The organism is Agrobacterium sp. RAC06 (genome assembly GCF_001713475.1).
Taxonomy (GTDB): Bacteria; Pseudomonadota; Alphaproteobacteria; order Rhizobiales; family Rhizobiaceae; genus Allorhizobium.
On record NZ_CP016499.1, the window covers coordinates 1,222,535 to 1,234,369 of the forward strand.

The 11,835-nt window shown below is 61.9% G+C and carries 11 protein-coding genes; 6 read left to right on the forward strand and 5 right to left on the reverse strand.

All coding sequences use genetic code 11. The features are described 5' to 3' along the window. Window positions 1–8: 8 nt before the first annotated feature. Together hdaA and BSY240_RS24335 are read right to left on the reverse strand one after the other, a co-directional pair. Complete coding sequence (gene hdaA / locus BSY240_RS24330) at window positions 9–722, reverse strand: DnaA regulatory inactivator HdaA (protein ID WP_069041697.1); 714 nt, start codon at window positions 720–722, stop codon at window positions 9–11. Then, complete coding sequence (locus BSY240_RS24335; RefSeq protein ID WP_069041698.1) at window positions 723–1,877, reverse strand: AI-2E family transporter; 1,155 nt, start codon at window positions 1,875–1,877, stop codon at window positions 723–725. 238 nt (window positions 1,878–2,115) lie between these two features. Between BSY240_RS24335 and purM the strand changes: the two genes are divergently transcribed. From purM to BSY240_RS05905, 3 genes are all read left to right on the forward strand, one after another. Then, a complete protein-coding gene (gene purM / locus BSY240_RS05895) occupies window positions 2,116–3,189 on the forward strand; it encodes a phosphoribosylformylglycinamidine cyclo-ligase (protein WP_069041699.1) in 1,074 nt (357 codons plus the stop codon). Further along, on the forward strand, window positions 3,186–3,842 hold the full coding sequence (gene purN / locus BSY240_RS05900) for a phosphoribosylglycinamide formyltransferase (protein ID WP_069041700.1): 657 nt from the start codon (window positions 3,186–3,188) through the stop codon (window positions 3,840–3,842). Before purM ends, purN begins: the two co-directional genes overlap by 4 nt. 118 nt (window positions 3,843–3,960) lie before the next feature. Next, window positions 3,961–5,814: an ABC transporter ATP-binding protein gene (locus BSY240_RS05905; RefSeq protein WP_069041701.1), complete on the forward strand. Its 1,854-nt coding sequence runs from the start codon at window positions 3,961–3,963 to the stop codon at window positions 5,812–5,814. On the opposite strand, the gene BSY240_RS05910 is transcribed toward BSY240_RS05905, so the two are convergent. After that, a complete protein-coding gene (locus BSY240_RS05910; RefSeq protein WP_069041702.1) occupies window positions 5,790–6,413 on the reverse strand; it encodes an NUDIX domain-containing protein in 624 nt (207 codons plus the stop codon). The genes BSY240_RS05905 and BSY240_RS05910 overlap by 25 nt on opposite strands. Before the next feature lie 4 nt (window positions 6,414–6,417). Beyond that, window positions 6,418–8,574, reverse strand: a complete 2,157-nt coding sequence (locus BSY240_RS05915) for a molybdopterin-containing oxidoreductase family protein (protein WP_069041703.1) — start codon at window positions 8,572–8,574, stop codon at window positions 6,418–6,420. A 33-nt stretch (window positions 8,575–8,607) separates the two neighbouring features. On the opposite strand from BSY240_RS05915, the gene BSY240_RS05920 reads away from it, so the two are divergent. Genes BSY240_RS05920 through BSY240_RS05930 form a run of 3 tightly spaced genes read left to right on the forward strand, consistent with a single transcriptional unit; the run spans window position 8,608 to window position 10,876 of the window. Next, the gene (locus tag BSY240_RS05920; protein WP_069041704.1) at window positions 8,608–9,471 is read left to right on the forward strand and encodes a 23S rRNA (adenine(2030)-N(6))-methyltransferase RlmJ; all 864 of its coding nucleotides are present in this window, start codon (window positions 8,608–8,610) and stop codon (window positions 9,469–9,471) included. 18 nt (window positions 9,472–9,489) lie between these two features. Next, window positions 9,490–10,251, forward strand: coding sequence for a ribonuclease T2 family protein (locus BSY240_RS05925; protein ID WP_069041705.1), 762 nt, complete (start codon window positions 9,490–9,492; stop codon window positions 10,249–10,251). A 28-nt stretch (window positions 10,252–10,279) separates the two neighbouring features. Continuing rightward, window positions 10,280–10,876: a glutathione S-transferase family protein gene (locus BSY240_RS05930; protein ID WP_054150534.1), complete on the forward strand. Its 597-nt coding sequence runs from the start codon at window positions 10,280–10,282 to the stop codon at window positions 10,874–10,876. 75 nt (window positions 10,877–10,951) lie between these two features. Here BSY240_RS05930 and BSY240_RS05935 read toward each other — a convergent pair whose 3' ends face one another. Continuing rightward, entirely contained in the window at window positions 10,952–11,614 is a 663-nt protein-coding gene (locus BSY240_RS05935) for an outer membrane protein (RefSeq protein WP_054150533.1), read from the reverse strand. Between the last annotated feature and the right edge of the window lie 221 nt (window positions 11,615–11,835).

The following is an 11,835-nucleotide window of genomic DNA, read 5'->3' on the forward strand; positions in this document are numbered from 1 at the left end:
TGTGACGACTACTCCTGGGCGTCTGCCGCCTCCAGCGTTTCCAGAACCTCCGCAGCCAGGCTGCGGCTGATCTTGGCCCGGCGCGCCAGCGCCAGCTTGTCCATGCGATCGACAACAACCTGAGCGGCCAAGAAGGAACGCTCCATACGGCTGACGATATAACCGACGATCTTGTCATCGATGTAAAGCTGGCGGTCGGCGAACAGCTTGGTGATCAGCTGGCCGAGCAGGTCTTCATCCGGCGCTCCGATTTCCACGACCGTGGCCGCCTTCAGGCGCGAATTCAGATCCGGGAGCGCGACGTTCCAGGACGGGGGAAAGCTGCGCGAGGTGATCAGCAGCGTCGTACCATGCTGACGCACGGCATTGATGACATGGAAGAGCTCGACCTCGTCGAAGCCGGCGCGGTCGGCATCCTCGAAGAGCACCGGACCTGCGGCTGCCACCTGCGACGCGCCCTGCCCGGCTTGCAGCACGATATCCGTCGCGCCGCTGGTGTCGCGAAAAATCTGGGCGAGGTGAGATTTTCCCGAGCCTTCCGGCCCGGTCAGGATCACCACCGGCGACGGCCAGTTCGGCCAGGCATCGACGATCGACACGGCAGCGGCCATACGTTCGGAAACGAGCAGGTCGTCACGACCGGTCGCCGAGCCATGCTCGAAGGCGAGCGGCAATTGTTCGGCGGCTCCACGCTTTTCGGGAGCCATCTTGGCGTCAGTCATTCATGCCTCGGGCACGTCTTTGGAGCTTGGGGATGCGATCTCGCCAACGGGCTGGGAAGGCGGCGCGATGACGACCGAGGTTCCGTAATAGAGATCGCTGTCAAGATAACGCGAGATCGCGAAACGAACAAGTACGCCGACGGCCGCGGCCGCGGGCACGGCCACCAGAACACCGACGAAGCCGAAGAGCGCACCGAAAGCAAAGAGGGCGAACATCAGCCAGACCGGGTGCAGGCCAACGCTTTTACCGACGAGCTTCGGCTGCAGAATATTGCCCTCGATGAACTGGCCGAGGAAGAAGATGCCGGCGATCACGCCGACCCAGATGAAATCCGGCCAGAACTGCACAAGTGCGACACCGAGCGACAGGAGCAGACCGACTGTCGATCCGACATAGGGGATGAAGCTGATCATGCCGGTAAAGAAGCCGATCAGGAGGCCGAAATTCAGGCCAGCGGCCGAAAGCGCGACCGCATAGAAAATACCGAGGATCAGGCAGAGAGAACCCTGACCGCGCACGAAGCCCGCAATCGTGTTATCGAGTTCGTTGGCGAGCTGGCGCACTGTGCCGAGCTGGTGGCGCGGCACCCAGCTATCGACCTTCTCGATCATGCGGTCCCAATCGAGCAGCAGGTAAAAGGCAACGACAGGTGTGACCACCAGCAGCGAGGCGATGTCGAGCAGCGCCTTGCCGGAATTCCAGATCTGCTCGACAAGCGTGCCGAGGAAGCCGACGCCTTCGCTCAAATAACGGGAGAAGTTCTCCCGGATCGTGCCCATCTGACCATCCACCCAATCCGGCAGCCAGGAGGCATTCGAGGTCGCAATGAAGGTCTGCAGTTGCGTGACATATGCGGGCACGCGCTGGATGAACTCATTGAGCTGGCTGGCAAGCACGGGAATGATGATCATCAGCGACATCACGAAGACGACAACGAAAGAGACGAGAATGACCACCGTCGCCATCAGGCGGCTCAAACCGATCCGCTCCAGCCGATCGGCGACCGGATCGAGGAAATAAGCGAGCGCCATTCCGGCGATGAAGGGCAGAAGGATCGACGAGAACAACATCAGGAAGGCGACGAATATCGCAAGCGTCAGCAGCCAGAAGAAGACCTGGCGGCGGAGGCCGATTGCACTGATGTTGTGAGCCATGTGCGTCTCCGTTCGAAGTTCGAGCCCTGTGCAGGACCGCAAACCATGCTGCGGCGCCACAGTAGGAGATAGGTTACCGCAGAAGCCTTGGTCAAGAACTGCCACCCGATCGGCAGTGACAAGATGCAATCGCGGGCCAGAATGCCCGGGAAATCGTGGGCTTCTGCGGCTCGCAGCTTGCATCCAAGGGCGCTTCATGCCATGGCCAGCCGAAATTCTCGCAGGATCGGAGGCAGGCATGAGCCAGGCTGGCAAGAACGGGTTGACCTATAGCGATGCGGGCGTCGACATCGACGCGGGCAACCTGATGGTCGAGAAGATCAAGCCGGCCGTGAAGTCGACGCGCCGTCCGGGTGCGGATGGCGAGATCGGTGGCTTCGGCGGGCTCTTCGACCTCAAGGCCGCCGGCTTCAAGGATCCGATCCTGGTTGCGGCAAACGACGGCGTCGGCACCAAGCTGAAGATCGCCATCGACGCCAATATCCACGACACCGTCGGCATCGACCTTGTCGCCATGTGCGTCAACGATCTGGTCGTTCAGGGCGCCGAGCCGCTGCTCTTCCTCGACTATTTCGCCACCGGCAAGCTCGACCCGGACCAGGGTGCCGCGATCGTCCAGGGGATTGCTGCCGGCTGCCGCGAGGCGGGCTGCGCGCTGATCGGCGGCGAGACCGCTGAAATGCCGGGCATGTATTCCAAGGGCGATTATGACCTCGCGGGCTTTGCCGTGGGTGCCGCCGAGCGCGGCGAATTGCTGCCATCAGGCGACATCGCCGAAGGCGATGTAATCCTCGGGCTCTCGTCCTCGGGCGTGCATTCCAACGGCTTCTCGCTGGTGCGCAAGATCGTCGAGTTCTCGGGCCTTGCCTGGGATGCGCCGGCTCCGTTCGCTGAGGGCCAGTCGCTGGGTGCAGCGCTTCTGACCCCGACCCGCATCTATGTGAAGCCGCTCCTGAAGGCGATCAAGGAAACCAAGGCGCTCAAAGCACTCGCCCATATCACCGGCGGCGGCTTCCCTGAGAACATTCCGCGCGTGCTGCCGAAGCACCTCGCTGCCGAGATCGATCTCTCCTCCTTCCAGGTTCCGGCCGTCTTCTCCTGGCTCGCCAAGACCGGCGGCGTTGCCCAGAGCGAAATGCTGCGGACCTTCAACTGTGGCATCGGCATGATCGTCGTCGTCTCCGCCGACAAGGTGGACGAGGTGACGAAGGCGCTTGAGGCCGAAGGCGAAACCGTTGCCCGCCTCGGTCGCATGATCGCCCGCGAAGAAGGTGCGCATGGCGTGACCTACAAGGGTACGCTCGCCCTATGAACAACGCCCGCAAACGCGTCGTCGCCTTCATTTCCGGCGGCGGGTCGAACATGCTGGCGCTGGCCAAAGCTTGCGAAGCGGCGGAATATCCTGCCGAAATCGTGGCTGTCTTTTCCGACAAGCCGGAGGCCGGCGGCATCGCCAAGGCGCAAGCGCTCGGCATCCCGACGCATGTGTTCGCACGCAAGGCCTATGGCTCGAAGGCCGAGCACGAGGCGGCCATCCTTGCCGCGCTCGCCGAGATCGGTCCCGATCTGATCTGCCTTGCCGGTTATATGCGGCTTCTCTCCGGCGACTTCATCCGCCCGCATGAGGGCCGGATCCTCAACATCCACCCTTCCCTTCTGCCGCTCTTCCCCGGCCTCAACACCCATCAGCGGGCGATCGATGCCGGCATGAAGGTTGCGGGCTGCACGGTGCATTTCGTCACCGAAGGCATGGATGAGGGGCCTGTTGTCGCGCAGGCGGTCGTGCCGGTGCTGATCGATGATACGGCGGAAACCCTTGCTGGACGCGTGCTGACGGTAGAGCACCAAACCTATGCGGCGGCACTGAAGCTCGTTGCCTCCGGCAGCGTCTCCATGCTTGCCGATGGCAGCGTCGAACGTCTGGCTTCGGAGACGGATGCGGAAGCCAGGTTGATCAGCGCCTGAGGCCTGGCTTGCGATCTATTCAACCCCCTGTTTAAATCTAAGGGTTCCTCTCCCCGCTGGACTCAGCTCTATTCGTGTTCTCATTTTGATCACGTAAAGCTGTTGCCAGGGACCTCTCATGACGTTTTCCGATCGGATTTTCACCCCCTTTGAAAGGCTGCTCCGACCGCTCGAAGTGCCGTATCGAAGGATTCCGAGCGATGGCCCCCTGCGCCTGGTCCTGCATTTCGTCGCATACGCGCCGAAGTCGTTTTTGGTCGTACTTGCCCTGTCGGCCAGCGTCGAGATCGTCAACCTGACTGTCCTCTGGGGTGTCTCACACCTGATCGACGGCATCTCCAGCCAAGGTCTTCTTCCCTATCTCGATGCCCATCGCTGGCCACTCGCTGGTTTCGTCGCGCTCTTTTTCCCAATTCTGCCGCTGCTGATCTTTCTCTGCAATGCATTGGGCGTCCACGTACTCAGCGTCAGCCTTCCCACACTCATCCAGTGGCATGGTCACAAGGCGGTCGAAAGCCAGGATCTCGGCTTCTTCCATGACCAGTTTTCGGGCCAGGTGGCCAGCCGGATCGCTCAGGTGGCGGGGGCCGTCAAGCAACAGATGGCGGCGGCGGTCCGGACGCTGCCAATCTTCTTTGTGCAGATGGTCGGTTCGGTCGTGCTTTTAACCGCGCTTTCCTGGCCTTTGACGCTCCCGGTCCTGGTGTGGATCGCCATAAATGGCGTGATCGCAAAACAGGCCGTGCCGCAGTTTAGCGCAACGGCCAAGACGGCGGCTCGGGCACGCAGCCGAGTGGTCGGGGAGATGACCGATCTCTACAGCAATATCCAGACGGTCAAGCTGTTCGCCGCCGAGGACAGCGAGGCCGGTGCGCTGCGGCGTGTGATGGAGCGGTCGATGACCGCTCAGTATCGTGAGCGCCGCATCGGCCTTACGGCAGATCTCCTGGTCATTTCCTCCAACACCTTGTTGTTCATCGCCATATTTGCAGTCAGCCTCTGGGGGATTGCCGATGGCTTCGTCACACTCGGCGAATTCGTCGCAGCGATAACAATCACCCAGCGGCTGGCCTCCAATTCCCGCGGTTTCCTCAATCTTGGCCAACAGATTTCCGAAGCGATCGGCACAATTCGCGACGCCATGCCGGTCATGACCACGCCGCCGACGGTGGTTGATGTGCCGGAAGCGAAGGCGCTCATCGTCGAGCGCGGCGAAATCCGCTTCGACCGAGTGCATTTCGAGTATCACGATAGCCAGCAGGTCATTCACGACCTGTCGCTTTCTGTTTCAGCCGGCGAGAAGGTTGGGCTCGTGGGCTTGTCCGGCGCAGGCAAGACGACGCTGGTGAGCCTGCTGCTACGCCTCTACGACCTCGATAGCGGACGCATCATCATCGACGGACAGGATGTCGCCGAAGTGACCCAGGCGAGCCTCCGAGCGCAGATCGGTTTCATCGCTCAGGATGTATCGTTGCTGCATCGCTCGGTCGGCGACAACATCCGGTATGGCCGGCCGGGGGCAACACAGGCAGAGCTGGAAGCCGCGGCACAACTTGCTCAGGCCGATGCCTTCATCGCCGACCTGAGGGACCGCGAGGGACGCACCGGTTATGCGGCCTATGTCGGGGATCGTGGCGTCAAGCTCTCAGGCGGGCAACGGCAGCGGGTCGCCATCGCTAGGGTCCTTCTCAAGGATGCGCCGATCCTGGTGCTGGACGAGGCAACGTCCGCGCTCGACAGCGAAGCGGAGGCGACGATCCAAGAGAAGCTCGACCTGCTGATGGAGGGTAAAACGGTGATTGCGATTGCGCATCGGCTGTCAACCATCGCCCGCATGGACCGCATCGTCGTGCTCGACAAAGGACGGATCATCGAGGAAGGAAGACCAGACGATCTGCTGAGTGCAGGTGGTCTTTACAGCCGACTATGGGCGCGTCAGACCGGCGGCTACATCGCATCGCTGGACGACTGACCCGTGCCCCTGCCGCTCCGCTTCAGCGCGGCCCATTGCAAGAGCATGATCGTCTTCGCGTCGATGATCTCGCCGGCCTCGACCATCTCCAATGCCTCGGAGAAGGATAGCTCGATCACTTCGAGATCCTCCTGCTCGTCGTCGAGGCCACCACCTGCAGCGATGCGGTCGGCATCGGTGACGGCGGCGTAGAAGCCGTGCAGCTTCTCGGTGACGGAGCCGGGCGACATGAAGGCGGCAAAGGCCGGGGTTGCCGTTGCGATCTTGAAGCCGGTTTCCTCCTGCGCCTCACGTAGCGCCGCCTGCAACGCGGTTTCACCGTCGTCGATGAAGCCGGCCGGGACCTCGAGCAGGTAGGGATATTCGCCGCTCAAGTGAGCTGCGATGCGCAGCTGGCGGACCAGTGTGACCGTGTCGCGTTCGACATTGTGCAGGAGAATGGCTGACGCATTGCGGCGTTCGAACACCTCCCAGGAGAGCCGGTGCGGCGCCCTGCCTTCGCGGAAGAAATCGAAGGTGATGCCGCGCAGGTGGCTCCAGCCCTTCCACAGCGTCTTGTCTTCCAGGATCGCGATCCGGGCCTTGTCGAAAATGCTCATGTCTTCAAGCTTTTCTCATCCAGACCTTGTTGTCGTGGAAGGCGGCACCGCCATGGGGGGCTGCCGGGTCGGCACCGGTCAGGACGTTGATGCCCTCACCGTCGAGATGGCTCTTGTTCGGCCAGAGGCCCTCGGCCACCAGCACGCCCGGCTTCACGGCATCAGTGATCTTGGCATGAATGCGGAGCTTGCCCCTGACATTGCCGAGTTGGACGACATCGCCATCGGCGAGGCCGAGGCTCAGGGCATCGGCGGGGTTCACCATGACCTCGGGGCGGCCTTCCTTGTCACGCGAGGTCTTGGTCTCGGCGAAGGTGGAGTTGAGGAAGTTTCGGGCCGGAGACGTCGCAAGCCGAAAGGGATGTTCAGCATCTGCCACTTCGATCAGATCGACCTGGTCAGGATACACAGGCAATTCCTTCACGGGCCCGAGCGAGCCGAGCCTTGCCGGCGGCTTGTTGGGGGCTGGCGTTCCTTCCCAGTCCGGCTTGAAGCGGAACTTGCCGTCCGGATGGGCGAAACCGTTCAGATAATGGGCGTCCTCGAAGGCCGGCTGGCAGTCGAGCCACTTGTCCTCGATCAGCGTGTCGAAATCCGGCTTGCCGCTGATGTAGAGCATGTGTTCGATATGCTGGCGCTCGGTCTTGCCGAAGCCCGGGCGATCGGCGATGCCGAGGCGTTTGGCCAGCTCCTCGATGACGAAGAGATTGGTGCGCACCAGCGGCGGCGCATCGACGAGCTTCGGCCCGAGCAGGATATGGCTCTGGCCGCCGCCGCGATAGATGTCGTCATGTTCGACAAACATGGTGGCGGGCAGGACGATATCGGCGAGTTCCGCCGTCTCGGTCATGAACTGCTCGTGCACGGCAACGAAGAGGTCGTTGCGCAGGAAACCCTGCTTCACCAGCCGCTGTTCTGGCGCGACATTGACCGGATTGGTGTTCTGGATGATCAGCGCATCGACGGGCCCACGATGGCGGAGCGCTTCGGCGTCCCCGGTCAGCACGCGGCCGATCTGCGACTGGTCGAGCATGCGGATCTCGGGGTCGACCATACCAGTGCCCATCAGCTGCGCCTTGTTCAGCTGGAAGATGTCGCTGTTCGAGTGGAAGGCGCCGCCGCCCTCATATTGCCAGGAGCCGAGCACCGTTGCGAGCGACAGGGCCGCATGCATCGAGACCGCGCCATTGCGGCTGCGAGTAAAGCCGTAGCCGAGGCGGAAGAATGTTTTCTGCGTCTGGCCGACAAGGCGGGCAAAGGCCTCGATCTCCTCGACGGAAAGACCGGTGATGGCGGAGGCCCATTCCGGCGTCTTGTCCTTGAGATGCGCTTCGAGCCCTGCCGGGTCATCGGCGAACTTCGCCATGTAGTCGCGGTCGGCATAACCATCGCGGAAGGCGACATGCATGGCAGCACAGGCGAGCGCCGCATCTGTGCCGGGCTTCAGGATGAGGGCCATATCGGCCTGCTTCATCGTCGGATTGTCGTAGATGTCGATGACGACGATCTTGGCGCCGCGATCTTTCCGCGCCTTGATCGCATGGGTCATCACGTTGACCTGGGTGGCGACCGCATTGGTGCCCCAGATGACGACGCAATCGGAGACGGCCATTTCGCGCGGGTCCGGGCCGCGCAGCGTGCCCGTGCCCATGACATAGCCGGTCCAGGCCATGTTTGTGCAGATCGTGCCGAAGAAGCCGGAGTACTTCTTTGCGTGGCGCAGGCGCTCAATGGAATCGCGCTGCACCAGGCCCATGGTGCCGGCGTAGAAATATGGCCAGACGGCTTCGGAGCCGTGGCGCTGCTCGGCCTTGACGAAGGCGTCGGCAATCTCGTCAAGGGCGGCTTCCCAGTTGACGTCCTGCCACTGGCCCGCGCCCTTGGCGCCGGCCCGACGAACCGGCTTCATCAGACGATCCGGATGGTAGAGCCGCTCGGCATAACGCGCGACCTTGGCGCAGATGACGCCCGCCGTATAGCTGTTCTCGGTCGCGCCGCGCATACGGCCGATGCGACCGTCCTCGGTCAGCTCGACGTCAAGCGCGCAGGTGGATGGACAGTCATGCGGACAGGCCGTATGACCGACCGACCGGTTTCGGATGGGGCTCTGGATGTTCATGGGGCCGTTATAGGCCAAGGCCTGAACGCTCAAAAGCCCCATTCGAACAATTCATCACTGCCATCGGAACGATCAATGAATTATCGCCACATCTATCACGCGGGCAATTTCGCCGATGTCTTGAAGCATCTCGTCCTGTCGCGGCTGATCATATACCTGCAGCAGAAGGACAAGGCGTTCCGCGTGCTCGACACCCATGCCGGGATCGGGCTCTACGATCTCTCCTCCGAAGAAGCGCAGAAAACCGGCGAATGGCTTGAAGGCATCGGCAAGATCATTGATGCGGAGCTGCCGGAAAAGGTCGCGGAGATCATGGCGCCCTATCTCGATGCGGTGAAGGCGCTCAATCCGGATCGTGAGACCGGCGGCCCGCTTAGCAAATATCCGGGCTCGCCGAAGCTCGCCCGCGATCTCTTCCGCCCGCAAGACCGGCTGTCTGCGATGGAACTACATCCCGAGGACGCGCGGGCGCTTTCGCGGCTGTTCGAGGGCGATTTCCAGGTCCGCGTGACCGAACTCGACGGCTGGCTGACACTGAATGCGCATCTGCCGCCGAAGGAAAAGCGCGGCATCGTGCTGGTCGATCCGCCCTTCGAGATCGAGGGCGAATACGAGCGGCTGGTGGAAGGGCTTGCCAAGGCGCATCGCCGCTTTGCCAATGGCGTCTACTGCCTCTGGTATCCGATCAAGAAGGGCGCGCCGATCAAGGAATTCCACGAGGCCCTACAGGCGCTTGGCATCCCCAAAACGCTCTGCGCCGAGTTGCATGTGAAAAGCGACCGCGAACAGACGGGCCTTTCCGGCACCGGCCTCGTCATCGTCAACCCGCCCTTCACGCTGAAGGACGAAATGCATCTGGTGCTGCCGGAACTGAAGCGGCTGATGGCGCAGGATCGATACGCCTCACATCGCTGCTTCTGGCTGCGCGGCGAAGACTGAGCGGGAGCCGAGCAGCGCATGGGACGCTATACCGGTCTTTACGCCTTCGGCCTGCTGCTTGCGGCTTCGGTCGTCTACAGTCTGCTGCCGGCAGACGGTCCCGCCGAACGGTCCACGCCAATTGCGTCATCAACAGAAACTGCCCCGCCTCGCTCTCCCGAACAGCGTCAGCCGGCAAAGGGGACGGACACCCCGGAAGCGCCGCAAGGCAGCGGGTTCGATTTCTACGTGCTGGCGCTTTCCTGGTCGCCGACCTTCTGTGACGGCGAAGCTGCCGGCCGCAACCGCGAGCAATGCGGCGCGGGCAAGGACTTCGGATGGGTGGTGCACGGGCTTTGGCCGCAGAATGAAACGGGCTGGCCGGAGAATTGCCCGACACCGGAAGGCAGCCGTGTCCCCGAGCGGATCGGGCGAACCGTCATCGACATCATGCCGAGCATGGGGCTGATTGGCCACCAGTGGCGGAAACATGGCTCCTGTTCGGGGCTCGGCATGACCGATTACTTCAAACTCGTGCGCCAAGCGCATGATACCATTCGCCTTCCGACCGAGCTTTCCAATGTGGACATCGAAAGCCGGACATCACCGCAGGCCGTGGAGGCAGCCTTCATCCGCAGCAATCCGGGGCTCACCCGCTCGGCAGTCGCCGTGACCTGTGATAGGGAGAGAGTCGACGAAGTCAGGATATGCCTCGACCGGTCGCTTGGCTTCCGCGCCTGCCCTGAGGTCGACAGCCGGTCGTGCCGCCGCTCCGAGATCACTATCCCGCCTACGCGTTAACTCGCCACGAGAGCCACAGGAAACCATCATGAAGCTGCTCTTCGCGCCCGCCTCGCCCTATTCGTCCAAGGTTCGCATGGCGGCCCGCCATCTTGGCATCGAACTGGAAGAGGTCAGGGTCAACACGGCGGAAAACCCGTCGGAACTCGTCGACGCCAATCCGCTCGGCAAGATCCCGACGCTGATCACCGACGACGGAACGGCCATCTTCGACAGCCGCGCGATCATGCAATATCTGCATCGCGCGTCCGACAAACGTCTTTATCCAAAAAAGGACGAGAAGCGGACCGAAGCGGATGTGCTCGAGGCCCTGTCCGACGGTATCTGCGACAGCCTGCTGGCCATCGTCTACGAAAAGCGCTTCCGACCGCCGGAACTCGTCAGCCAGGATGCGATCGACCGGCAATGGGCGAAGATCAACCGCAGCCTCGATCATCTCGACAAGCACCTGCCAAAGATCGGAAAGAAGCTACATGGCGGCCACTTTGCGCTGGCGTCCACCCTCGGCTACCTGATGTTGCGCTTCCCCGGCGAATGGGAAAATGGTCGGGCCGCGCTCACGGAATGGCCGGCCAAGTTCGCGAAGGCTTTCGAGCCCTACCCGGCTCTGCGGCCGAAGGCCTGATCTGCCGAAACCTTCGACAAAAAACAGAAAAGCCGGGACGATGCCCGGCTTTTCTTCATTTCTGGATCGCGTGGATCAGAACTTCACGCCCATGCCGACCTTGACCGAGTGGTCGTCGAAGCCACGGGAAATGGTCGAACCACCGAGGTTGAAGTCGCGCTTCTGGTAGTCGCTGTAGCGATACTCGACGCGTGCCGTGATGTTGTCGGTGACGAAGGTCTCGACACCGGCACCAACCGTGTAACCGGCTGCCAGTTTCTCGTCATCGGTTCCGGCGCCGGACAGCTCATGGTTGGCAACAGCCAGACCAGCCGTACCATAGACCAGGAAGGGGTTCAGGTCGTAACCGACGCGACCGCGGACCGAGCCGTTGACGCCCTGGGTGCCAGTCAGGCCGCCAGCGACGCCAGCCTGGGTGCCAGCATTGCCTTCTTCGCCATTGTAGCTGATGTCGGCTTCAGCACCGTATACAATCGAGCCATTCTGCATGTTGTAACCGCCGTACAGGGTGCCGCCGAGGTCCTTGGCGTCACGGCCGTTGTTCGAGCCGGTGAACTTGCCGAAGTCGTAGGTCAGACCACCACCGACATAGGCACCCGACCAGTTGCCTGCCGGCGCAGAGTAGGATTCGGCGGCAGCCGGGGCTTCCGGTGCCTGGTAGATGGCGTCAGCTGCCTGGGCGGCGAAAGCTGCGACGGAGGTGGCGGATGCCAGAAGCATGATCTTGAGGGTACGCATGTTAGTCTCCTTTCGGTTCCCGGCCGCTCTTCACTAAGAACCAACGGCGGCCTGAACGTTAGTGGGTAATCTGTCCGTTCCGACTGTCTAGATGAATAGAAATTGAGGAAATGAAAGAGCGGAAATGTGAATTCATTGTGGCATCGCCATGACCAAATCGGGACGTTGCTTAAAAGACACAAACGATTCGTTAACCATAACAAATGCTTTACGCGATTTAC